Origin of the sequence: Agromyces sp. H66 (assembly GCF_004959775.1) — a bacterium.
In the GTDB taxonomy this organism is placed as follows: Bacteria; Actinomycetota; Actinomycetes; order Actinomycetales; family Microbacteriaceae; genus Agromyces.
The window spans coordinates 1-21,826 of record NZ_SJZG01000018.1 but is presented as its reverse complement, the minus strand read 5'-3'; the positions used below and the strand labels follow the sequence as shown (position 1 = coordinate 21,826).

Annotated in this window: 23 protein-coding genes; 8 read left to right on the top strand and 15 right to left on the bottom strand. The window is 70.2% G+C overall.

The window, feature by feature from the left end:
• Window positions 1-297 precede the first annotated feature (297 nt).
• The 7 genes from EZM51_RS19610 to EZM51_RS19580 form a co-directional block, all read right to left on the bottom strand.
• Entirely contained in the window at window positions 298-708 is a 411-nt protein-coding gene (locus EZM51_RS19610; protein ID WP_136710000.1) for a dehydrogenase, read from the bottom strand.
• 72 nt (window positions 709-780) lie between these two features.
• Window positions 781-1,116 (bottom strand): hypothetical protein, encoded by a 336-nt coding sequence (locus EZM51_RS20895; RefSeq protein ID WP_211195997.1) that lies wholly within the window; start codon window positions 1,114-1,116, stop codon window positions 781-783.
• A 65-nt stretch (window positions 1,117-1,181) separates the two neighbouring features.
• Window positions 1,182-1,622 (bottom strand): DUF6098 family protein, encoded by a 441-nt coding sequence (locus EZM51_RS19600; protein ID WP_248305751.1) that lies wholly within the window; start codon window positions 1,620-1,622, stop codon window positions 1,182-1,184.
• Window positions 1,623-1,682: 60 nt separating this feature from the next.
• On the bottom strand, window positions 1,683-1,970 hold the full coding sequence (locus EZM51_RS19595; RefSeq protein WP_136709999.1) for an ATP-dependent DNA ligase: 288 nt from the start codon (window positions 1,968-1,970) through the stop codon (window positions 1,683-1,685).
• A 112-nt stretch (window positions 1,971-2,082) separates the two neighbouring features.
• Entirely contained in the window at window positions 2,083-2,715 is a 633-nt protein-coding gene (locus tag EZM51_RS19590; RefSeq protein WP_136709998.1) for a hypothetical protein, read from the bottom strand.
• Between the two features lie 62 nt (window positions 2,716-2,777).
• Window positions 2,778-3,299, bottom strand: coding sequence for an amino-acid N-acetyltransferase (locus tag EZM51_RS19585; RefSeq protein WP_136709997.1), 522 nt, complete (start codon window positions 3,297-3,299; stop codon window positions 2,778-2,780).
• 65 nt (window positions 3,300-3,364) lie between these two features.
• A complete protein-coding gene (locus EZM51_RS19580) occupies window positions 3,365-5,893 on the bottom strand; it encodes an ATP-dependent Clp protease ATP-binding subunit (protein WP_136709996.1) in 2,529 nt (842 codons plus the stop codon).
• Between the two features lie 180 nt (window positions 5,894-6,073).
• Here EZM51_RS19580 and EZM51_RS19575 point away from each other — a divergent pair, with 180 nt between their 5' ends.
• Both EZM51_RS19575 and EZM51_RS19570 read left to right on the top strand, forming a co-directional pair.
• Entirely contained in the window at window positions 6,074-6,757 is a 684-nt protein-coding gene (locus EZM51_RS19575) for a hypothetical protein (protein ID WP_136709995.1), read from the top strand.
• Window positions 6,757-7,023, top strand: a complete 267-nt coding sequence (locus EZM51_RS19570) for a helix-turn-helix domain-containing protein (RefSeq protein WP_136709994.1) — start codon at window positions 6,757-6,759, stop codon at window positions 7,021-7,023. The genes EZM51_RS19575 and EZM51_RS19570 overlap by 1 nt, the downstream gene beginning before the upstream one ends.
• 26 nt (window positions 7,024-7,049) lie before the next feature.
• Here the strand turns inward: EZM51_RS19570 and EZM51_RS19565 are convergent, their stop codons facing one another.
• Genes EZM51_RS19565 through EZM51_RS19555 form a run of 3 tightly spaced genes read right to left on the bottom strand, consistent with a single transcriptional unit; the run spans window position 7,050 to window position 9,095 of the window.
• On the bottom strand, window positions 7,050-8,177 hold the full coding sequence (locus tag EZM51_RS19565) for a hypothetical protein (protein ID WP_136709993.1): 1,128 nt from the start codon (window positions 8,175-8,177) through the stop codon (window positions 7,050-7,052).
• 12 nt (window positions 8,178-8,189) lie between these two features.
• Complete coding sequence (locus tag EZM51_RS19560) at window positions 8,190-8,615, bottom strand: hypothetical protein (RefSeq protein WP_136709992.1); 426 nt, start codon at window positions 8,613-8,615, stop codon at window positions 8,190-8,192.
• Window positions 8,616-8,651: 36 nt separating this feature from the next.
• On the bottom strand, window positions 8,652-9,095 hold the full coding sequence (locus EZM51_RS19555) for a hypothetical protein (protein ID WP_136709991.1): 444 nt from the start codon (window positions 9,093-9,095) through the stop codon (window positions 8,652-8,654).
• A gap of 101 nt (window positions 9,096-9,196) precedes the next feature.
• Between EZM51_RS19555 and EZM51_RS19550 the strand changes: the two genes are divergently transcribed.
• The gene (locus EZM51_RS19550; protein WP_136709990.1) at window positions 9,197-10,192 is read left to right on the top strand and encodes a pirin family protein; all 996 of its coding nucleotides are present in this window, start codon (window positions 9,197-9,199) and stop codon (window positions 10,190-10,192) included.
• Window positions 10,193-10,252: 60 nt separating this feature from the next.
• On the opposite strand, the gene cls is transcribed toward EZM51_RS19550, so the two are convergent.
• From cls to EZM51_RS19540, 3 genes are all read right to left on the bottom strand, one after another.
• Entirely contained in the window at window positions 10,253-11,728 is a 1,476-nt protein-coding gene (gene cls, locus EZM51_RS19545; protein WP_136709989.1) for a cardiolipin synthase, read from the bottom strand.
• Entirely contained in the window at window positions 11,725-11,901 is a 177-nt protein-coding gene (locus EZM51_RS20740) for a hypothetical protein (RefSeq protein ID WP_169054005.1), read from the bottom strand. The genes cls and EZM51_RS20740 overlap by 4 nt, the downstream gene beginning before the upstream one ends.
• Before the next feature lie 102 nt (window positions 11,902-12,003).
• Window positions 12,004-12,726 carry a DUF1684 domain-containing protein gene (locus EZM51_RS19540; protein ID WP_169054004.1) on the bottom strand — a complete coding sequence of 241 codons (723 nt, stop codon included), beginning with the start codon at window positions 12,724-12,726 and terminating at the stop codon, window positions 12,004-12,006.
• Window positions 12,727-12,816: 90 nt separating this feature from the next.
• On the opposite strand from EZM51_RS19540, the gene EZM51_RS19535 reads away from it, so the two are divergent.
• From EZM51_RS19535 to EZM51_RS19515, 5 genes are read left to right on the top strand one after another with little or no spacing between them, the layout of a single operon-like run.
• Window positions 12,817-15,474: an ABC transporter substrate-binding protein gene (locus EZM51_RS19535; protein ID WP_136709987.1), complete on the top strand. Its 2,658-nt coding sequence runs from the start codon at window positions 12,817-12,819 to the stop codon at window positions 15,472-15,474.
• 2 nt (window positions 15,475-15,476) lie between these two features.
• Window positions 15,477-16,472, top strand: a complete 996-nt coding sequence (locus EZM51_RS19530) for an ABC transporter permease (protein ID WP_248305750.1) — start codon at window positions 15,477-15,479, stop codon at window positions 16,470-16,472.
• Complete coding sequence (locus tag EZM51_RS19525) at window positions 16,469-17,320, top strand: ABC transporter permease (RefSeq protein WP_136709986.1); 852 nt, start codon at window positions 16,469-16,471, stop codon at window positions 17,318-17,320. The genes EZM51_RS19530 and EZM51_RS19525 overlap by 4 nt, the downstream gene beginning before the upstream one ends.
• Window positions 17,317-18,897 carry an ABC transporter ATP-binding protein gene (locus tag EZM51_RS19520; protein ID WP_136709985.1) on the top strand — a complete coding sequence of 527 codons (1,581 nt, stop codon included), beginning with the start codon at window positions 17,317-17,319 and terminating at the stop codon, window positions 18,895-18,897. Before EZM51_RS19525 ends, EZM51_RS19520 begins: the two co-directional genes overlap by 4 nt.
• Window positions 18,894-19,973, top strand: a complete 1,080-nt coding sequence (locus tag EZM51_RS19515) for a peptidase C39 family protein (protein WP_136709984.1) — start codon at window positions 18,894-18,896, stop codon at window positions 19,971-19,973. Before EZM51_RS19520 ends, EZM51_RS19515 begins: the two co-directional genes overlap by 4 nt.
• A 42-nt stretch (window positions 19,974-20,015) precedes the next feature.
• On the opposite strand, the gene EZM51_RS20735 is transcribed toward EZM51_RS19515, so the two are convergent.
• Together EZM51_RS20735 and lysS are read right to left on the bottom strand one after the other, a co-directional pair.
• The gene (locus EZM51_RS20735) at window positions 20,016-20,165 is read right to left on the bottom strand and encodes a hypothetical protein (RefSeq protein WP_169054003.1); all 150 of its coding nucleotides are present in this window, start codon (window positions 20,163-20,165) and stop codon (window positions 20,016-20,018) included.
• A 30-nt stretch (window positions 20,166-20,195) separates the two neighbouring features.
• The gene (lysS, locus tag EZM51_RS19510; RefSeq protein WP_136709983.1) at window positions 20,196-21,713 is read right to left on the bottom strand and encodes a lysine--tRNA ligase; all 1,518 of its coding nucleotides are present in this window, start codon (window positions 21,711-21,713) and stop codon (window positions 20,196-20,198) included.
• Window positions 21,714-21,826: the final 113 nt, after the last annotated feature.

Sequence of the window (21,826 nt, the reverse complement as noted above, 5' to 3'; positions counted from 1 at the left end):
AGGCGATCGCGTGGGCGGAGTACGGCACCCCGGACGAGCTGCCGAACATCCAGCACCGCGAGGTACCTCGCCGAGGCCGACGTACTGCCCGACTACCGCATCACCTGCAACTTCGTCGACAAGCGTTACCGCGGACAGGGCTACGCGAAGGTGGCCTTGACCGGTGCGCTCGATCCGATGTACGAGCAAGCCGGCTTCGAGTTCGTCCGCCGCAAGGGGATGAAGAACACCGTCATGCGCCGCACGATCCTGCCGGCCTGACCACTACGGGGGTGCCGAACGATCTCGCGACGCGCGCTACGCCTCGAGCGCTCGGAGCAGCTCGGCCGGCGCAGCCTGCATGGGGTGCGGACCCGCGATGTCGAGGAACACCGTCGTGATCGTCGACTCGTGCCGCTTCAGGAACGAGCGCAGCCACGCAGGGCTCTGCAGCCCGACGGTGGGAGGAAGGTTCGACGGCTTGTTCGCGGCGTCGCTGAACAGCAGCAGCGCGACCTCGCCGCTGTTCGGGTCGCGATAGGTCCACACCTCGCCGCCGTCGAGCGGCTTGTCACGCGGGCCCGACCTGACGAGCGGCACGACCGTGTTGCCGTTCCGCAGTGCGAGTGCCACGGCGGCCATGTCCTGCCGTTCGAGCGCCTCCGCAAGCGCCTGGGAACGGAACTCGATCGGCTCGGCCGGTCGGCCGGGTCTCCTGCGCTGCGCCATGCTCCCAGCGTATCGAGCGGATGCCGAATGCCGCCGCCCGTCCGCGGGCGGCGAACCCGCGGCATCCACTCGTCAGGATCCGCCGAGGTCGCCGTTCAGCAGGCCGAGGCGTTGCGCCGGGTCGAGCTCGTCACGCCGTCGTTCCGCCGCCTCGAGACGGTCGGCGTCCGCGATATCGACTGCGGCATCCGCACCGACCCGGATCGGCGCCGCTCCCGAGGCCCGCAGTCGCTCACGCGCCTCGTGCTCCACGAGCACCGGCACGAAGTCGCGGATCGGATTCCCCTCGAGCTCGAGATGCTCCTCCGCCACGATGGCCGCGACCTGCTCCCGGGTCACGCTGGGGAACCGCTCCGCGAGGCGATCCACCACGCGATCGAGGGCCTGCGCTTCCTCTTCGATGTGCATGCGACGAGTCTCCGCTCCTCCGCCTCCGCGATCAAGCCTCGTGCGGCCGACCCGCTGGCAGGCCGTCACGGCTCCCGCCCCTCCGGGCCGACACCGGCGGCGAAGTGCTCGTGGTAGCGTCGCTCCGCCTCCGCGAGGAGGTCGTCGCCGAGCTCTGCGATGAACTCGACGTCGGCGAGCAGCGGCTCGCAGTCGGGACCGCGTCCCACGATCGTGCCGCGCAGGACCCACGCGATGCGGTCGGGATTGCGGTCGCGCAGGTGCTTGTACTGGCACAGCTGTCGCGCGAGCCAGTCGGAGGTCGGTCTCGTCCACCACGGCTCCGGATCGAGGGGGTTCACCGAGAGCCCGGGCAGTTCGAGGCCGCTCTCCGTGTCGATCGACGTCTGCCGGAGATCGTGATCCGGCCCTCGCGAGTACCTGACGTACAGCGGCGCCGTTCCCAGCTCCGACTCCAGTGCCTTCAGGGAGTCGAGCCTGCGATCGGATCGGGCGGTTCGGCGCACGAGGGAACGATAGAACGCAGCCCGGAGCCGCGGGAGGGGATTGACGCGACCGCCGCGCGGCTACATCGGCGGCTCGGGAACCACGGTCAGCCCCTGCGTCGACCCGGCCGCCTCCGCGAGCACCTCGAGCCAGGCCCGGTTCAGCACCGGGTGGCGGTTGCCGTGGTACACGAACTGCAGCGGCGTCTCGGGGCTCATCCAGATGACCCGCTCCTGCTTGCCGTCCTGGAGCACGAGCGGGAACCGCTCCTGCCGCCGAAGTTTGTCGATGATGACGACCTGCAGGTGCGCGAGGGTGCGATCCTCGATGTCCACCTCGACGTCACGGTCGTACACGAATACGCCCACGCTGGCTCCAACCCGAATGCTTCCCACGACCTACTCTGCCCCTGATTGCGGGGCGGCGCCAGTCCGAGGCGTCTCGCACTTCCGCCGCGGCCCGGGTCCCGCGCGACCCGCGTCAGTACAGCAGGAACTGCTTCTTCGCGGCCGACTCGAACCCGTCGACCGAGACCGCGAGGTGATACGACGCGCCGCCGGCGGGCACCGCCTCGCGCGGCCCATCGCAGGTCTCGACACTCGAACGGGTGCGGTCCCAGACGATCGGCACGCTCGAGCTGACCGGGGTGCCCGGCGTCAGCGACACCTCGGCGTCGATCGCGTCGACCTGGCAGTCAGTCGACAGCCAGTAGATCTCGTCGCCGCTCGTGATCGTGAACACCTGCGCCTTCGTGCCGGCGTTCAGCACGCAGATGTTCTTCCCGATGTTCGTGATCGTGACCGACAGCTGCGGCTGCTCCCCGGCCTCGTAGCCGGACTTGTCGGTGACCGCCTCGACCACGATGTTCTTCGTCGCGCAGGCGTCGCCGTCGGCGGCCGTGGGCTCGGTCGGGATCGCGGTCGTGGTGCTTGGCGAGGCCGTCGGATCCGTCGCGCCCGGGACATCCGATTCATCGCCCTGACTCGAACCCGGTCGCACGATGATGAGCACGACGGTGACGATGACGGCGATGAGACCGAGCAGCACGATCAGCCGACGCCGCCGGTACACCTGCGGCGGTTGCCGCCGCACCGGAGCGGGATTCGTCGACATGGTCACAGGGTACGGCCGGGATGCCCCCGCGGGCGGCATCCGGTCGGCGTGCCGAATCGCTCTCAGAGAAGCTTCAGCATGCGGGTGTTGCCGAGGGTGTTCTGCTTCACGCGCGCGAGGTCGAGGAACTCGGCGACGCCCTCGTCGTGCGAGCGCACCAGTTCGGCGTACACCTCGGGGTCGACCGTCTCCGAGCCCATGTCCTCGAAGCCGTGGCGTCCGAAGAACTCGACCTCGAACGTCAGGCAGAACAGTCGCTTCAGGCCGAGTTCGCGGGCGTCCTCCTCGAGCGCCTCGAGCAACGCGTGCCCGACGCCCCGGCCGAGCCAGCGTTCGTCCACGGCGAGCGTGCGCACCTCGCCCAGGTCCTCCCACATGACGTGCAGCGCGCCGGCCCCGATGAGGGTGCCGTCGCTCGACTCGGCGACCCGGAACTCCTGCACGTCGCCGTACAGGTCGACGCGCTCCTTGCCGAGCAGGATGCGTCGGGAGACGAGCGGTTCCACGACCGCGAGGATCTTCGGCACATCGCTCGTGCGCGCACGGCGCACCGCGAAGGTCCCTGAGCCGGACGAAGTGGTCATCCGATCATCGTAGGCGCAGACGACGAGGGCGGATGCCGCGGCATCCGCCCTCGTTCGGGTCGTGTCTACTCGCCGGATGCCGCGGCGAGGTCGGGGCTCACCGGGCCCGTGCCGATCGCGGCGCCCGTGTTCACGCCCACGCCCACGGGCAGCGCACGCTGCGACGTGGTGAACACGAACTCGCCGTCCTTGAAGTCGACGTGCACGTGGTCGCCCGAGTTGAGCTCGCCGTGCAGGATCTTCTCCGACAGGCGGTCCTCGATCTCGTGCTGCACCGCACGGCGCAGCGGCCGGGCGCCGAGGGCCGGGTCGAACCCGACCTCGATGAGGCGCTCCTTCGCCGGCACGGTGAGGTCGACCGTCATGTCGCGGTCGAGCATGCGCTCGCCGAGGCGCTTGATGAACAGGTCGACGATCTGGAGGAGCTCCTCCTTCGACAGCTGCGGGAACACGATGATCTCGTCGACGCGGTTCAGGAACTCGGGCTTGAAGTGCTTCTTCAGCTCCTCCTTCACCTTGCCGCTCATGAGGTCGTAGCCCGTGCGGGTGTCGCCCTCGATCGCGAAGCCGACGGGCCCGCTCGAGATGTCCTTCGTGCCGAGGTTCGTCGTCATGATGATGACGGTGTTCTTGAAGTCCACCACGCGACCCTGGCCGTCGGTGAGACGGCCCTCCTCCAGGATCTGGAGGAGCGAGTTGAAGATGTCGGGGTGGGCCTTCTCGATCTCGTCGAAGAGCACGACGCTGAACGGCTTGCGACGCACCTTCTCGGTGAGCTGGCCGCCCTCCTCGAAGCCGACGAACCCGGGAGGAGCACCGAACAGTCGCGAGACGGTGTGCTTCTCGCCGTACTCCGACATGTCGAGCGAGATCATCGCCGCCTCGTCGTCGAAGAGGAACTCCGCGAGCGCCTTGGCGAGCTCGGTCTTTCCGACGCCCGTGGGGCCGGCGAAGATGAACGAGCCCGAGGGGCGCTTCGGGTCCTTGAGGCCGGCGCGCGTGCGGCGGATCGTCTTGGCGAGGGCCGAGATGGCCTCCTCCTGGCCGATGACGCGCTCGTGCAGGGCCTTCTCCATGAAGACGAGCCGCGACGACTCCTCCTCGGTGAGCTTGAACACCGGGATGCCGGTGGCCTGGGCGAGCACCTCGGCGATCAGGCCCTCGTCGACGACCGCGGTGGTCTTCACGTCGCCCGACTTCCACTGCTTCTCGAGGCGCAGGCGCTCGCCGAGCAGGTTCTTCTCCTCGTCGCGCAGCGACGCGGCCTTCTCGAAGTCCTGCTCCTCGATCGCGGTCTCCTTCGCGGCGCGGACCACGGCGATCTTCTCGTCGAACTCGCGCAGCTCGGGCGGCGACGAGAGGATCGACAGGCGCAGGCGGGCGCCGGCCTCGTCGATCAGGTCGATCGCCTTGTCGGGGAGGAACCGGTCGCTGATGTAGCGGTCGGCGAGGTTCGCCGCCGCGACGATGGCACCGTCGGTGATGGACACCTTGTGGTGCGCCTCGTAACGGTCGCGGAGGCCCTTGAGGATGTTGATCGCGTGCGGCAGCGACGGCTCCTGCACCTGGATGGGCTGGAAGCGACGCTCGAGCGCGGCATCCTTCTCGAAGTGCTTGCGGTACTCGTCGAGGGTGGTGGCGCCGATGGTCTGCAGCTCGCCGCGGGCGAGCAGCGGCTTCAGGATGGATGCCGCGTCGATCGCGCCCTCGGCGGCGCCCGCACCCACCAGGGTGTGGATCTCGTCGATGAAGACGATGATGTCGCCGCGGGTGCGGATCTCCTTGGTGACCTTCTTCAGGCGCTCCTCGAAGTCGCCGCGGTAGCGGGAACCCGCGATGAGCGAGCCGAGGTCGAGCGAGTAGAGCTGCTTGTCCTTCAGCGTCTCGGGGACCTCGCCCTTGACGATGGCCTGCGCGAGGCCTTCGACGACCGCGGTCTTGCCCACGCCCGGCTCGCCGATCAGCACGGGGTTGTTCTTGGAGCGGCGGGAGAGGATCTGCATGACCCGCTCGATCTCCTTCTCGCGCCCGATCACCGGGTCGAGCTTCGACTCGCGTGCGGCCTGCGTGAGGTTGCGGCCGAACTGGTCGAGGATCTGCGAGCCGCCCTGCGGCTGCTGCTGGTCGTTCGCGCCGACCTGCACCTGCTCCTTGCCCTGGTAGCCGGACAGGAGCTGGATCACCTGCTGGCGGACGCGGTTGAGGTCGGCGCCGAGCTTCACGAGCACCTGGGCGGCGACGCCCTCGCCCTCGCGGATGAGGCCGAGCAGGATGTGCTCGGTGCCGATGTAGTTGTGGCCGAGCTGGAGCGCCTCGCGGAGGGAGAGCTCGAGCACCTTCTTGGCGCGCGGCGTGAACGGGATGTGGCCGGTCGGCTGCTGCTGCCCCTGGCCGATGATGTCCTGCACCTGCTCGCGCACGGCGTCGAGCGAGATCCCGAGCGATTCGAGCGCCTTGGCGGCCACGCCCTCGCCCTCGTGGATGAGGCCGAGCAGGATGTGCTCGGTGCCGATGTAGTTGTGGTTCAGCATCTTGGCCTCTTCTTGGGCCAGGACGACGACACGACGGGCTCGGTCGGTGAATCTCTCGAACATCTCAACTCCTCACGACCCCTCTCGGCAGGGGCGTCGATATATCGAGCGTAAACACTCGGGATGCCGCGCGGGCCGCTGTTCGCCGTGGGCGCAGCGCCTCTCGTACTTGACATCGCGACCGATCACCGGCGATGCTTATCGATATTCGTTATTATCGAGAATCGATATGGAGGATGTTTCGTGATCGATCCCCGCAACGCAGACATGTCCCCCGATCGGACACGCAGGCTCCCGCGTGGCGACCGGTTCGCCATCGACCTCCTGCTGGCGGTCGCGGCGCTGGTCGTCGCATTCGCCGTCTGGTCGATCTGGCTCTCCCTGTCGCAGAAGCTCACCGACGGCCTCTACCTCTTCACGCTGCCGCTCGCCGGCAACCCCCGTGAGATCACCTTCCCGCAGCCACCCGACGGCACGATCGTGGACGCGCGGCAGACGAACGAGGTCACGGTCTTCCTCGAGGACGTCCCCGAGCGGCTGAGTTCGCTCGTGCTGCTCCACCACCTCGTGAGCCTCGGGATCCTCCTCGTGATCGTCGGCGCATTCGTGACAGTGCTCCTACGCCTGCGATCGGGTAAGCCGTTCGTCCGATCCACCACGATCGTCCTCGCCGTGACCGCAGTGCTGCTCGTGATCGTCGGCACCGGCGCCGAAGTGCTCGCGAATGTCGTCGACGGCGTGGCGACCGAGGTGATCACCGGCGGGCGACACGACACCCCGCTCGGCACGGCGTGGGGCTGGTCGATCTCGGGGATCTGGATCCTCGTCGGCCTCGCGCTCGCCGTCGTCGTCGCCGTGTTCGCGATCGGCAACCGCCTCGAACGGGAGCGCGAGCGCCTCCAGCGCGACGTCACGGGACTCGTCTGATGTCCCCGGCCGAGCCCGACGAGGCATCCGACACCCACTGCCGGCTCGATGAACTGCTCGAGTCACGCGGCCTCACACTCACGCGCCTCAGCGAACTGGTCGGCGTGAGCGTCGTGAACCTCAGCATCCTGAAGAACGACCGGGCGCGGGCCATCCGCTTCTCGACGCTGCAGGCCATCTGCGAGGCGCTCGAGTGCGAGGTCGGCGACCTCCTCGTGATCCGGTCGCCGGCGACCGCGGCGTCGCCCGGCGCAGCAGCGCGCTGACCAGGACTGCGTGCTGCGTGCGCCGCTCAGTCGCCCCCGCAGACCACCCGCGTGAGATGGAAGGCGTCGATCTCCTTCGTCTGTTCCGGCGAGAGATCCGCCAGGCATGCGGCGAGGCGAGGATCGATCGTGTCGAGATCCTCGTCGGTCAGGGGGAAGATCGTGAGCAGCCAGACCACGTCTCCGGTATCGGGCGCGATCGCGTCGGACTCCGTGCGCAGCGGGTCGACCGAGGCGATGCGCCGCATCTCCACGAAGGGCTGGTCGCCGTCGGGTAGCCGGGCGATCACCTCGGCGGCATAGGACGCATCCTCCGCGGCCGCGGCGAACTCCATGGCCACGCCGCCCTCCCAGTACCGCTGCACCAGTGCGACGCGATCGCCCGGCCGGGCATCGGCACGAAGTTCCCCGACCACTCGCTCGAGTGCGCCGGCATGCGGCTCGAGGCGCGCCGCGCGCTCCAGCGAGAGCACGGCCGAGGCGGCCAGCAGCGCGACGGACAGGATCCCCGCGGTGATCGCGGCCGGCGTGCGGGACCGCGTCCACACGTGCACGCCCGCGCCGATCACGAACGCGGCGCCGGCGGCGGACCAGAGCACGTAGCGATCGGTGAGCATCGGTGCGACCAGCCACGAGCCGATGGCGAGCACGAGCCACGGCGCGACGAGGAGTGCACCGCTGAACAGCACGGGCTTCGAACGTTCCCATGGGCCGCGGTCGGCACCGGCGACGTGGCGATCCCCCGATCGACTCGTCACGAGCAGCGCGAGCAGCAGCACCGCGAGCAGCACGGCGAGGAGGATGGCGTCGAACACGACGGCGCGGTCGGTGCCGATTCCGGCCGCATCCGCCAGGATGGCGACCGCCTCACGGACATCCGGGGCCGACAGCCAGGTCAACTGTCCCCGTTGGCCGGCGCCGACGAGGCCGATGACGGCGGCGACGGCTGCGGCCGGCACGGCAGCGAGCGCCCACGTCGCGACCGCACGACGCCGTCCGACGAGCAGGACCGCGGTCGTCGCGAGGGCGAACACCGCGAAGAGGTGCATCGCGACCGCGAGCGCGCCCGCCAGCGCGGCGACCACCCAGGCGGCGCGTCGCCCGGGTCCGTCCAGCGCCACGTCGAGCGCGAGCACCGCGATGAGCACGAACATCACCGAGAGCGTCTACGGTCGGGCGTTCGCGGCCTGGGCGAGCAGATCCGGATTCACCGCGAACGCGATGCCCGCCGCGAGCGCGGCGGGAAGCCCCCACCAGCGCCGTGCGAGAACGCCGACCAGGGCGGTCGCGATGACGAACGCCACGATCGACGGGAGCCGCAGCCACGGGCCCTCGCCGCCGAGCACCGGCGCGATCACGTGCATCAGGAGGTAGTAGGGGCCGAACACCACGTCGACCCGCCCCACCGCCTCCACGAGGTCGGGAACGTCGAGCGCCGCATGGGCCGATGTGGCGTACTCGTCGCGCCACACGGGCGTACCCGCCGATCGATGCAGGCCCAGGCCGAGGGCCAGCGCGGCCGGGATGGCCCACACGGCCATTTCCGCCCAGGTCGCCGAGCTCTCCGGCGCGCGGCCCGGAGCGAGCGCCACCGAGCGCACGCCTCGCACCGCCCGGACCGTCGCCCGTTACTTGACGGGAACGGTGACGGTCTCGCCCACGACCTCGACCGTGAGCTCCTCGGTCGTGGTCACATCGACCGGGGTCCAGAACACCGTGGTGTGCGGCACGAGGTCCATCGTGCAGGGCTCGTCCTCGTCGCGTTCGACGACGTCGACCGCGACCCGGTTGCCCTCGCCGGCCCTGTCGAGCACCCGGATGTCACTGCCCACGACGGGGCAGGTGGAGCTGCCCGGGATGGTCACCGCGATCTGTCCGCCCTGCTGGAGCCAGGCCGCCTGCACCTCGTCCTCGGCGCCCTCGTGTCCCTCGGCGTCGCCGGCGTGGTCGCTGACCGGCAGCCCGCGGTAGTCCTCGATCGCGCCGCCGCCGGGGTTGCACGCGGAGAGCAGGAACACGGATGCCACGGCCGCGGACATGAGGCCGGCACGGCGAAGAGGAAGGGATGCCATGCCCACATGGTATCGGGTCGCGCACCCGCGCGGCGGCGGCACCGAGTGGCGGTTCCGGGGGCGGCCGACCGGCGGCACGGCAGGCGAGTAGCATGCCCGACATGAGCAACCTCGAACGCGATCCCGTGGAGCTCACCTGCCCGCCGGACGTGCCCGACGGGCCGGTCGTGCAGGTGCTCGAGCCGCGCGAGGTGCCGCTCGGCGGACCACGCGCCATGAACGTGCGGCGCACGCTCCCGCAGCGTGGTCGCACGACCATCGGCGCCTGGTGCTTCGCGGATCACTACGGCCCCGACGACGTCGCGGTCTCGGGAGGCATGGTGGTGCCGCCGCATCCGCACACCGGGCTGCAGACGGTGAGCTGGCTCTTCGAGGGCGAGATCGAGCACCGCGACAGTGCGGGCAGCCACGAGCTCGTGCGCCCGGGCGCGGTGAACCTGATGACCGCGGGTCGCGGGATCTCGCATTCCGAGGTGTCCACGCCGGGCACGACGCGGCTGCACGGCGTGCAGCTCTGGGTGGCGCTGCCCGATGCATCTCGCCACATCGGCCCGTTCTTCGAGCACGCCGAGACCGTGCCCGTCGCGATCGGCGACGCCACCGTGCGCGTCTTCGTCGGCTCGCTCGCCGGCAGCGACGCCGCCGTCACGGTGTTCTCGCCGCTGCTCGGCGCCCAGGTCGACCTGCCGGCCGCCGGACGCGTCGAGTTCGAACTCGACCCGTCGTTCGAGCACGGCGTGCTCGTCGACGTCGGCCCGGTCGCCATCGCGGCCGACGGCGCGGATGCCCCGACCGAGGTCGCACGGTCGGAACTCGTCTATCTCGAATCCGGGCGGCGACGACTCTCCGTCAGCGCACCCCGCGGGCCCGCGCGCGTGGTCCTGCTCGGCGGCGTGCCGTTCGGCGAGGAACTCGTGATGTGGTGGAACTTCATCGGCCGCAGCCACGACGAGATCGTGGAGTATCGCCGGCAGTGGCAGGCCGACGTCGTCGGCCGCGACAATCCCGACGGGCGGTTCGGCACCGTCACCGGATACGAGGGCGCCCCGCTGCCCGCACCCGAGCTGCCCACGGTGCGGCTGAAGCCCCGGTCGTGACGGCTCGCGTCGCGGCAGCCCGGTGCGGTGAAGCGCGTCGCCGCGGCATCCGCCCCCTCGCTACTGCAGGGCCGAGGTGAGCCTGGCGAGATTGTCGAGCACCGTGGAGCGCAGCGGCTGGCGCTCCCACTCGTCGAGCGAGAGTTCGCGGCTGTTGCGGCGGTAGTCGGCTTCGACCGCTCGCATCTCGTGCACGAACGAGGCGCCGCGCACGAGGAGCGACACCTCCATGTTGAGTTCGAACGAGCGGATGTCCATGTTGCTCGAGCCGATCACCGCGACGTCGTCGTCGATCGTGAAGTGCTTGGAGTGCAGGATGTACGGCGCCTGGTACAGCCAGATCTTCACGCCCGCGCGCAGGAGGGCCTCGTAGTACGACCGCTGCGCGTGGTACACGAGCGCCTGGTCGCCGATCTCCGAGACGAAGAGCTCGACGTGCACCCCGCGCTGCGTCGCGCCGCTGATCGCGCGGAGCATCGCCTCGTCGGGCACGAAGTACGGGCTGGTGAGGATGATGCGCTCGCGCGCCGCGTACATGAGCGCGAGGAAGAGCTTGAGGTTGTTCTCGTTCGTGTATCCCGGCCCGCTCGGCACCACCTGGCAGTCGAGGCCCTGCGCCTCGCTCTCCTGGCCGAGCGGAACGATCTCGCGCATCGGCGGCTCGCCGGTCTCGAGGTACCAGTCGGTCGCGAAGATGGCTTCGAGGCCGGAGACGATCGGACCCTCGACGCGGGCGACGAGCTCCTTCCACTTCAGGCCGCGACGGATGTTGCTGCGCTTGTTGTACGAGCGGTCGATGATGTTCTGCGACCCCATGAAGCCGATCGCTCCGTCGACGACGAGGAGCTTGCGGTGGTTGCGAAGGTCGGGGCGCTGATACCTGCCGAGCCACGGTTGCACCGGCAGCATGAGCTGCCAGCGCACGCCCATGTCGTCGAGGCGCCGCAGGGTCTTGCGGTATCCCGCGACGCGAGCCGAGGCGATGTGGTCGAGGAGCACGCGCACCTCGACCCCGCGTGCCACGGCGTCGCCGAGCGCGTCGAAGAGCGGAGCCGTGGTGCGGTCGTAGGCGAAGATGTAGAACTCGACGTGCACGTAGCGCTCGGCGCCGCGGATCGCTTCCGTCATCGCGTCGAGCGAACCCTGGTAGTCGCCGATCAGGCTCGCGCTGTTCGAGCCGATCAGCGGCATCGCGCCGAGGTTGCGGTTCAGGCGCACGACACCGTCGAACCAGGTCGGCCACGTCGTGCTGTCGCTCACACGCTCGATGCCGTGCGTCGAGTCGCGGATGTACTCGTCGACCTGGGCCTGCTTCTCTCGACGGTGCTTCGGCAGCTTCGGGCTGCCGATGAGCAGGAAGAGCAGGATGCCCACGACCGGGATGAAGAAGATGGCGAGCAGCCACGCCATGCCCGCCGTGGGGCGGCGATTGCGCGGAACGACGATGACCGCGACCACGCGGATGAGGATGTCGACGACGATGATGGCGGCGGCGACGATCGCGGTGATCGTCGTCGCCGTGATGTCGATCGTCATCCGGCCGGGCGTTCGCGACCGAGCTTCGCGCGCTCCTCGGCCTCGATGCGGGCGTACGCCTTGCGCTCACCGCGGTCGGCGCGGATGACCGCGCGCATCACGAACCAGAAGATGAGCCCGATGAGCACCGTCGGCGCGAGCGACCAGATCGCGTTCGCCCAGAATTCGTCCATAGTCCCATCAGGATACGGTCAATTCCTCGGAATCCACCCATCCGGGCCGGAGCCGGAGCTCACCGCCGTCGTGCCGCCATCGAGGCCGACCCGCCGCACGACTCACGACACCGTGCGCTCGCCGGCGCGGATCGGCACCGCCCAGCGATTGCCGGGTGACGGCATGACGCAGAGATACTCGTCCGAGAAGGCGCACGGCGGGAGGTAGGCGCGGTTGAGGTCCACCTGCACGCGACCGTGGGAGTCGGGCGCCGGAAGCCTGAGGAATCGGAAGCGATAGCTCTCGCCGCCGCTCGTGGCATCCGAGAACACCGCGCTGAACCCGACGCCGGAGCGAGTCACGCGCAGGCCGAGCTCGACACCGCCGAGCTCGAAGGACACGGTGCCGGCGAAGTCGTGCCGGACGGCATGGTGATCGACCGCCATCACCATCTCGGGCTCGGCGTCCACGTCGGCGACGAACCGGCCCTCGCGGACCCATGCGTCGGACACCGGGAAGGACTCGATCGCCGAGATCCCCCGACGGGCCGCCGCGGCCGGATCGAACACCCGGAGCGCGAACGCGCCGTCGCGCTCGATGACGCGCAGGAGCAGGTTGCCGCACTCGAGCTCGCCGCCCGTCGCAAGCATCGCGGGAACTCCGGCCGGCCCGGGCTCGCCGATCACGGTGTCGTCCTCGACGCGCCACCGACCGGGAAGGCCGGGCAGCTCCACCGGTGCGGCGCCGAGCCAGTGGGTATGGGCGAGCGAGGCGATGCCCCACCGCGACCAGACGGCGCGATCACGTGCAGTGCGCCATTCGCGATGTTCCTCCACCGATGTCATGTCCGTTCGCTCCTCGGTCGGTCGCCGGCCTGATCGCCGGGTTTGCATTTTGTTACCCAATCGAAACAGGGATATCTATAGCCTCTCACTATGGAAGACCTCGAGGTAGCCGCGATCGATTCGCTGACACGCGCACTCGACCTGCATTCCCTCCGCATCCTCGTGGCCATCGCCGAGACCGGCTCCATCAGCGGAGCCGCTCGTTCGCTCGGCTTCAGCCAGCCGACCATCACCCAGCACGTGCAGCGCCTCGAGGCCCGCCTGGGCGCCGCGCTCGTCATCCGCTCTGCCCGCTCCGCACGCCTCACCCCGGTCGGTGCGCTCCTCGCGACCCATGCGCCCCGAATCGACGCCAGCCTCACGGCGGCGGCGACCGATCTCGCCGACATGCTCGGCGTGCGCGCCGGAAGTGTCCGCATCGCCGCCCCCGACTGGGCGATCGCGGGCATCGTCGCCCCGGTCCTCGGGCGGTTCGCCACCGAGGACTCCGGGGTCCGGGCCGACTTCATCGAGGCCGACGCCGACGAGGCGATCGACCTCATCCGCGCGGGACGCGCCGATATCGCACTCACGAGCCGATTCGCCGCCGAACGCGATCGAGCCGCCCGGATCCGCCGCGACGGCCTGCGATCGAGCTTCCTGTTCGCGGACGAAGTCGTGGCGATCGTGCGCGACGACGACGCCACCCCGGCCGACCCGCGCGTGCAGCCCTCGGTCCTCGCCGACCGACCGTGGATCGGCGGCGCGGCGACCGCGAGCGACCAGGTCGTGGCGCGGCTCGGGGCGAGCGGCAAGGAGCCCGCCTATCGCGTCTCGAGTCCCCAGGCGGCGCTCGCGCTGGTGGGTGAGGGACTCGGCATCGCCTTCCTGGCCGAGTCCAGCCTCGCCGCACTCGTGCTGCCCGCCGGCGTGCGCGCGGTGGGCCTCGATCCCGCGCTCACCCGTCGGGTGCTCGCGACCACACTCGTCGAAGCGGCCGACATCCCGGCCGTCGAGACGGCCCTCCGGTTCCTCGCCGACCGTCAACCGACGGCCACCGACCTGGAATCGCTGCTCGACGCGCGACGACGACACCATGCGCTCGGGCACCGGTCACGCTTCAGCGTGCCGGCGCATCGCACCACTCCCCCGTCCCGATCCCCCTTGGAGAGTCCCGACATGTCCATCACCCTTTCGCGTACCTCGCGCGCGAGCGCGGCCGCGGCCGGCGCGTTGCTGCTCGCGGCGTGCACCAGCCCCCAACCCGGGGATGAAGCCGAAGCCGCGACCATCGAATCGATCACGGTCGCCATGCCGGGATCCCTCTCCAGCCTCTACGTCGGACAGGAGGCCGGCATCCTGAACTACTACATCGCCTCCATCACCCAGGAGGGGCTCGTCTCGCTCGACGCCGACGGTGCGCTTCAGCCCGGGCTCGCCGAGTCGTGGGAGCAGGTCGACGACATCACCTACGTCTACGAGCTCCGTGACGACGCGAAGTTCCAGGACGGCACGCCCGTCACGGCCGAGGACGTGGTGTTCAGCCTCGAACAGGCTCGTGACGAAACCCTCTCCCCCGGCCTCGCGTACTACCTGAGCGGCGTCGACTCCATCGAGCAGACCGGTGAGGAGCAGGTCACGATCACGCTCACGGCCCCCGACGCCGCATTCGCGAAGAACATGAGCACCGGCGGCGCGGCCTTCATCACCTCCAAGGCCTTCTGGGATGAGCACGACGGCAAGGTCGGGACCTCCGAAGCGCTGTTGCTCGGATCCGGCCCGTACCGCGTGACCGATTTCGTACCCGACTCGCACGTGAGCTTCGAGCGGGTCGACACCTGGTGGGGCGACCTGCCCGAGGTCGAGAAGATCCGCGTCGAGTTCATCCCCGACGAGTCGACGCGACTGCTCGCCGCACAGTCCGGCGACGTGGATCTCGCGTTCAACGTGCCCCTCGCGCAGTCGACCCAGTGGGAGGGCCTCGACACGATGCGGGTCGAATACGTGAACGACCTGTCGTACGTGGGGATGTACTTCAACACCGCGCTGGCCCCGTTCGACGACCCCAAGGTCCGCGAGGCGTTCGCCCATGCCGTCGATCGGGACGCCGTCGTCGAACGCGTCCTGCGCGGACACGGCGAGGCCGCCACCGCGATCGCGACGCCGGAGTCGCTCGGATCCGTCTACTCGGCCGACGAGGCCCGCGAACTGCTCGCGTCGATCCCGCAGTACGACTTCGACCTCGACGCGGCGGCGAAGGCGCTCGCAGCTTCGACCCACCCCGACGGTTTCGAGGCCGAACTCCTCACCCCCTCGACGGGACCGCAGCTCGGCACCGCCGCACAGGCGCTCGCCGAGAACCTCGCGAAGATCGGCGTGACGCTGAACGTCCGCGAGGTTCCGATCGAGGAGTGGCTCGCGAGCCTCGACCCGGGCTCCGAGTACGGCGTCGGATTCATGTGGTACTTCTCGACGCTGGGCGACCCCGCCGAGGTGCCGAGCTACCTGCTCGGTGCCGGCAACCTCTCGAACTACGAGAACGCCGAGGTCATCGACCTGCTCGCCCAGGCCGGTGCGGAGTCGGATGCCGCGGCACGGATCGACCTGATCGTCGAGGCCGAGACCCTGCAGGCCGAGGACATCGTCAACGTCCCGCTCTGGTGGGGGCAGTCGGCGACCGCGTTCGCCCGCGAGCTCGGCATGGATGAGTACAGCTCGTTCGCGTTCATCTCGGCCTGGCCGACCGCGCTCCACCCCTCCGCCGGCTAGCAGTGGACCCGATCGCCCTGCGCCGGGCGCGCGCCCGCCGGCACCGGCCCCTCGGCCGGATGCTGGCGGTGCGCGTGCTCGGCGTGCTCGGCATCCTGTTCGTGCTCTCCATCGTCGTCTTCGCCATGCTCCACCTGGCACCCGGCGACCTCGTCAAGAACCTCTTGGGGAATCGGCCGTCGTCGCCCGACGCGATCGCGGCGATCCGAGCGCGGTATCACCTCGACGAGCCCCTGCCGGTGCAGTACCTCCAGTGGCTCGGCGGCGCCCTCGGCGGTGACTTCGGCGAGTCGATCCGCCTGCAGACCCCCGTCGTGGACGCCATCGCCGACCGTCTCGGCGTCACCCTCGCCCTCACCGGTCTGGCGTTCGCGCTGGCACTGGCCGTGGCGATCCCGCTCGGCGTGCAGAGCGCCGTGCACGCGGGCGGCGTCGTCGACCGGGTGGCCTCGGCGCTCGGGATCGTCGGCCTGAGCGCACCGACGTTCGCGGTCGGCCTCCTGCTGCTCTACGTGTTCGCGTACTACCTGCCCGTGTTCCCCGTATATGGCGCCGGCGACGGCGGCCTCGACACGCTGCATCACCTGGTGCTCCCGGCGGTGACCCTCGCGCTCGGCCTCGGGGCCATCGTCCTGAAGCTCACCCGCGCCGCGATGCTCCGGGAACTCGATGCGGACTACGTCACCGCGGCCCGGGCCCGCGGGATCACCGACGCCACCACGCACCGCATCGCGCTCCGCAATGCCGCCATCCCGATCGTCACGGGTGCGAGTCTCGTGCTCACCTTCCTCGTCGGCGGGACGGTGCTCGCCGAGACGACCTACGCGCTCCCGGGCATCGGCACGCTGCTCCAGGACTCCGTGCTCTACAAGGACCTGCCGGTCGTGCAGGCGCTGACCCTCCTGATCGCCGTGGTCATCGCCGTCATCGCCCTGCTCGCAGACCTCGCCTACCTGCTCCTCGACCCACGCGTCCGCGCGAAGGGAGTGTCCGCATGACCTCGCCCGGCCCGGTCGGCATCGTCTTCGGCCCGACCCGCCTCCCCGTGACCGTGGCCCTCTCGCTCGGGGTGGTCGCACTCGCCCTCGCCGCGATCGCCCTCACCCCGCTCGTGGCGGCCGACGCGACCCGGCAGGACATCATGTCGAGCCTGCTTCCCCCCGGCGCCGACGGCCACCTCCTCGGCACCGACGAGCTCGGGCGCGACATCCTGGCATTGACCATCGCCGGCACGGCCTCGGCACTCGTGGGGCCGATCTGCGTCGCCCTCGGCTCGATGATCCTCGGCGTGCTGCTCGGCACGATCGCCGGGTACGAACGCGGATGGCTCGACACCGTGATCGGACGATGGACCGACCTGCTGCTGGCGCTGCCCGTGCTGCTCGCCGCCATCGTCGTGTCGGGCGTCTTCGGCGGCGGCTACTGGGCGACGGTCGCGCTGCTGATCCTGCTCTTCTCGCCCTCCGACATCCGGATCGTGCGTGCGGGGGTCCTCGAGCAGTCCGCGCGACCCTACATCGAGGCGGCGCAGATGCTCTCCCTCTCGCGCTCGCGCATCATGTTCCGCCACATCCTCCCGAACGTGTCGACCCTCGTGATCACCAACGCCATGCTGAACGTCGCGTTCGCGATCGTCGCGTTCTCGTCGTTGTCGTTCCTCGGCGTGGGCGTCCCGCCCGGCACGCCGGATTGGGGCCGGCAGCTCACCGAAGGGCGCGCGATCATGCTCGACAACCCGGCCGCCGTGATCGTCCCCGCGCTCCTGATCATCGTCGTGGCGTGCTCCGTGAACCTCGTGGGCGACTGGCTGGGACAACGGCTCACCCGGTCGGGGAGGCGCGCATGACCGCGCATCTCGAGATCCGCGGCCTGCGCATCAGCGGCCCGGCCGGTGAGGTCGTGCGGCCGCTCGACCTCGAGCTGAGGCCCGCCGAGACCGTCGCGCTCATCGGGGAGTCGGGCTCCGGCAAGACCCTCACGGCGAAGAGCCTGATCGGACTGCTGCCGGCCGGCTTCCGTGCCGAGGGAACCTTCCGCTCCGGCGATCAGGTCGTCGCACTCGACCAGCCGGATGCCGCCTGGCGGCCGTTGCGCGGGCGACGCGTGTCGCTCCTGCTGCAGGACCCGTTCACGAGCCTGTCGCCCGTGCATCGCTGCGGCGAGCAGATCGGCTGGACGATCGACGCCATCCAGGGCCGCCTGCCCCGGAGGGAACGGTCTCGCCGGATCGCGGAGCGACTCGACGAGGTGCGCCTGCCGGCGCGAGCGGCCCACGCGTATCCGCACGAACTGTCGGGCGGCATGCGGCAGCGGGTCGCGATCGCGGCGGCACTCGCGAGCGATCCGTCGCTCCTGATCGCCGACGAGCCCACCACCGCCCTCGACGCGAGCAACCAGGCCGAGATCCTCGACCTGCTCCGGGCGTTGCAGGACGCGCGGGCCATGTCGCTGCTGCTCATCTCGCACGACCTCGGACTCGTGCGCGGCCGATCGGAACGGGTGCTCGTGATGTGCCGGGGCGAGGTCGTCGAACGCGGCACGACCGCGGAGGTGCTGAGCGATCCGCAGCATCCCTACACCCGAGCCCTCATCGCGGCCGACCCGGCGTTGGGCGCACCGGGTCCGGCGAGACCCGTGGCGGCGGGCGGCGATCGCGAACCGCTCCTCGCCGCCGAGGGGATCGCCAAGCGCTTCGGCGATCGCCCGGTGCTCGACGACGTGTCGGTCCAGGTCACGGCCGGTGCCGTGCTCGGCATCGTTGGCGAATCCGGATCGGGCAAGAGCACCCTGGCCCGGTGCATCGCCGGCCTCGAGCGTGAGGATGCGGGCGTCGTCCGGTTCGCCGGCGACGTGCTCTCGCCCGGGCGTCGTTCACGCACCCCCGACCAGATGCAGATCGTCTTCCAGGATCCGTACTCCTCGCTCAACCCGATGATGACGATCGGCGCGATCCTGCGGGAGGCTCTCGCCACGGTCGGCCGGCCGGCATCGGAAGTCGGGGCCATCCTCGGACAGGTCGGCCTGCCCGCCGAGTTCGCGTCGAAGCGACCGGCCGAGCTCTCGGGAGGGCAGCGACAGCGCGTCGCGATCGCCCGGGCGCTGGCCCCGCGTCCCCGCCTGCTGATCTGCGACGAGTCGGTCTCGGCGCTCGATGTCTCGGTGCAGGCGCAGGTACTCGACCTGCTCGGGCGGCTTCGAGACGAACTCGGGCTCGCCATCCTCTTCATCTCGCATGACCTGGCGGTCGTGCGACGCATCGCCGACACCGTGACCGTGCTCTGGGACGGTCGGGTCGTCGAACAGGGCACATGCGAACAGGTGCTCGAGGCGCCCGAGCACGAGTACACGCGTTTGCTCGTCGCCGCCGCTGCGCGTGAGAACACCGGCGCGGCCACCCGCGTCGCAACGAAAGGAACCCCGTGACCGAGACCACCGCATCCGTCGGAACCCGCCGCCCGGCAGATCTCGACGACGACCTGCTCGCCGCACTCGGCGACGCGGGCGATCGCTGGCTGCGCTCGCGACATCCCTACCGGCCCACGGTGCGCACCGCCCGCCGCGGTGACCGTCCCGTCGCGGCGGTGCTGACCACGCGCCGCCCGAACACGCTCGCCGTCAAGATCGCGGCGTACTGGGCGATCGACGACTCCGCGGGCTCCGACCTCGTGGAGGGTCTCATCCGGGAATCCGTCGCCGCCGGAGACGCGGCGGTGAAGTGGGAGCTGGCGACGGATGAACCGGTGCCGCCGTTCGCCGCCCGGCTCGGGTTCACCGAGCTGACGCCCCCGTACGATTCGGCGTCCGGTACCCGCGGGGTGCGCGGGTTGGTGCGGTGGCTGCGCGCCGAACCGACGATGGAACCGCCCTACTACGCCCAGACCACGGAGTTCACCTGCGGGGCCGTGGCCGCGCTCCTCGCCACCGAGGCGGCCGGCGAAGCGGGATTCGGCCACGGGGGAACCGCCGGTCGCGACCGGGAGATCACGTTCTGGCGCGCGGCGAGCAACTACCCGGCATGCGAGCCCATCGGCCTGGCGGTCGCGCTGCAGCGCGAGTCGGCGGCCGGGGTCGTCGAGGTGCACCTCGATCACGACGGTCCGGTGCTGCTGGAGTCGTTCGGCGACGGGTTCGACCACGCCTTCCGGGCCGAACTCCAGGCCGAGTCGCTCCGTCAGGCGGGAGCCATGGGCCTGACGGTCGGCCGCGACCGGGTCGCGATCTCCGAGATCGAGCACCGCGTCATGGGCGGCTCGCTCGCGCTGCTGCTCATCGACGAGGGGCCGATGCACGATGGCCAGGCGGTGCCGCATTGGGTGCTCGCACACCACGCGGCCGACGGCGTGATCGTCATCCAGGATCCCTGGATCACCGCCGAGGAGGGCGAGAGCTGGGTCGACACGCACCTGCTGCCGATCGGCAGCGAGATCGTCGACCGCATGACCGCATGGGGAGCCGCGGGCTACCGCGGCGTCATCTTCCTCGAGCGGAGCGCGGGCTGAGGAGCTCGGCCCGCGACCCGGGTCAGCGGCCCGCGACCCCGGTCAGCCGCCCGTGACGATGCCCCAGATGCCCGAGACGACCAGGTAGACGCCGATCGCGCCCACCACGATCCAGATCATGATCCGCGCGTTCGACGGGCGTTTCGGGTCGGGATCGGGCTCGAGCTCCTTCTTCGGGAGGTAGTCGTTCATTCGCGGCATCCGTTCATTCGGGGCATCCGCTCACTTGACCAGCGGGAAGAGGATCGTCTCGCGGATGCCGAGCCCCGTGATCGCCATGAGCAACCGGTCGATGCCCATGCCCATGCCGCCCGACGGCGGCATGCCGAACTCGAGCGCGCGCAGGAACTCCTCGTCGAGGCGCATGGCCTCGGGATCGCCGCCCGCGGCGAGCTTCGCCTGCTCGACGAAGCGTTCGCGCTGCACGACGGGGTCGACGAGCTCCGAGTAGCCCGTCGCGAGCTCGAAGCCGCGCACGTACAGGTCCCACTTCTCGACGACGCCCGGAATGGAGCGGTGCTGGCGCACGAGCGGCGACGTGTCGAGCGGGAAGTCCATCACGAAGGTCGGCCGCTCGAGGCGCGGCTTCACGTGGTGCTCCCAGAGCTCCTCGACGTACTTGCCGGGCAGCGGGTGGTCGATCTCGATGTCGACCGCATCGGCGAGCTGCTTCAGGCGAGACATCGGCGTCTCCGCCGTGATCTGCTCCCCCACGGCCTCGGAGAGCGAGTCGTACATCGACAGCCGCTCCCACTCGCCGCCGAGGTCGAACTCGGTGCCGTCCGCCCAGGTCACCACGTGCGAGCCCGACACGGCGAGCGCGGCGTCCTGCACGAGCTGCTGCGTCAGGTCGGCGATGCCCTGGTAGTCGGTGTACGCCTGATAGGCCTCGAGCATCGCGAACTCGGGACTGTGGGTCGAGTCGGCGCCCTCGTTGCGGAAGTTGCGGTTGATCTCGAACACGCGCTCGATGCCGCCGACGACCGCGCGCTTCAGGTACAGCTCGGGAGCGATGCGCAGGAAGAGCTCGGTGTCGAACGCGTTCGAGTGCGTCACGAACGGTCGGGCGGATGCCCCGCCGTGCATGATCTGGAGCATCGGGGTCTCGACCTCGATGAAGCCGAGGCCCGCGAACGTCGAGCGCAGGCTCGCGTTGACCGCGGCGCGGTCGATGACGTTGCGCCGCGCCTGCTCGCGCGCGATGAGGTCGAGGTAGCGGCTGCGAACGCGCGTCTCCTCGGAGAGCTCGTGGTGCAGGTTCGGCAGCGGCAGGATCGCCTTCGCGGCGATGCGCCACTCCGTCGCCATGATCGACAGTTCGCCCCGGCGGCTCGTGATCACCTCGCCGGCGACGAAGACGTGGTCGCCGAGGTCGACGAGGTCCTTCCAGTCGGCGAGCGATTCCTCGCCCACCTCGGCGAGCGACACCATCGCCTGGATGCGGCTGCCGTCGCCCGACTGGAGCGTCGCGAAGCAGAGCTTGCCCGTGTTGCGCGAGTACACGACGCGGCCGGCGAGCCCGACGCGCTCGCCGCTCGCCTCGTCGACGCCGAGGCCCACGAAGCGGTCGCGCACCTCGGGGATGGTCGCCGTGATCGGCAGGCTCACCGGGTACGCCCCGAGGCCGGGGTCATCGGATGCCGCGATCAGCCGCTCGCGCTTGGCGAGCCGCACGGCCTTCTGCTCCGAGATCTCCTCGGCGGTCGGCTCGACTGCGGCATCCGTCTGGGTCTCGGCCATCGTTCACTCTCGGTTCGCGGAATCGTGCGTGCAACAGCCTACTTGTGCCGGGGCGGACGATTCGGCCGCGACCGGCTCAGACCCTATGGGTGTGGGGTTCTGGATCTGGTCTT

Excerpts from the sequence above, each read along its gene's own strand:
- EZM51_RS19525 (WP_136709986.1), top strand. The coding sequence starts at position 16,469 with ATGACCTCGCCCGGCCCGGTCGGCATCGTCTTCGGCCCGACCCGCCTC.
- EZM51_RS19610 (WP_136710000.1), bottom strand. The coding sequence starts at position 708 with ATGGCGCAGCGCAGGAGACCCGGCCGACCGGCCGAGCCGATCGAGTTC.
- EZM51_RS19570 (WP_136709994.1), top strand. The coding sequence starts at position 6,757 with ATGTCCCCGGCCGAGCCCGACGAGGCATCCGACACCCACTGCCGGCTC.
- EZM51_RS20895 (WP_211195997.1), bottom strand. The coding sequence starts at position 1,116 with ATGCACATCGAAGAGGAAGCGCAGGCCCTCGATCGCGTGGTGGATCGC.
- EZM51_RS19540 (WP_169054004.1), bottom strand. The coding sequence starts at position 12,726 with ATGACATCGGTGGAGGAACATCGCGAATGGCGCACTGCACGTGATCGC.
- EZM51_RS20735 (WP_169054003.1), bottom strand. The coding sequence starts at position 20,165 with ATGAACGACTACCTCCCGAAGAAGGAGCTCGAGCCCGATCCCGACCCG.
- EZM51_RS19550 (WP_136709990.1), top strand. The coding sequence starts at position 9,197 with ATGAGCAACCTCGAACGCGATCCCGTGGAGCTCACCTGCCCGCCGGAC.
- EZM51_RS20740 (WP_169054005.1), bottom strand. The coding sequence starts at position 11,901 with ATGGACGAATTCTGGGCGAACGCGATCTGGTCGCTCGCGCCGACGGTG.
- EZM51_RS19590 (WP_136709998.1), bottom strand. The coding sequence starts at position 2,715 with ATGTCGACGAATCCCGCTCCGGTGCGGCGGCAACCGCCGCAGGTGTAC.
- EZM51_RS19565 (WP_136709993.1), bottom strand. The coding sequence starts at position 8,177 with ATGTTCGTGCTCATCGCGGTGCTCGCGCTCGACGTGGCGCTGGACGGA.
- EZM51_RS19535 (WP_136709987.1), top strand. The coding sequence starts at position 12,817 with ATGGAAGACCTCGAGGTAGCCGCGATCGATTCGCTGACACGCGCACTC.
- cls (WP_136709989.1), bottom strand. The coding sequence starts at position 11,728 with ATGACGATCGACATCACGGCGACGACGATCACCGCGATCGTCGCCGCC.
- EZM51_RS19585 (WP_136709997.1), bottom strand. The coding sequence starts at position 3,299 with ATGACCACTTCGTCCGGCTCAGGGACCTTCGCGGTGCGCCGTGCGCGC.
- EZM51_RS19555 (WP_136709991.1), bottom strand. The coding sequence starts at position 9,095 with ATGGCATCCCTTCCTCTTCGCCGTGCCGGCCTCATGTCCGCGGCCGTG.
- EZM51_RS19580 (WP_136709996.1), bottom strand. The coding sequence starts at position 5,893 with ATGTTCGAGAGATTCACCGACCGAGCCCGTCGTGTCGTCGTCCTGGCC.
- EZM51_RS19520 (WP_136709985.1), top strand. The coding sequence starts at position 17,317 with ATGACCGCGCATCTCGAGATCCGCGGCCTGCGCATCAGCGGCCCGGCC.
- lysS (WP_136709983.1), bottom strand. The coding sequence starts at position 21,713 with ATGGCCGAGACCCAGACGGATGCCGCAGTCGAGCCGACCGCCGAGGAG.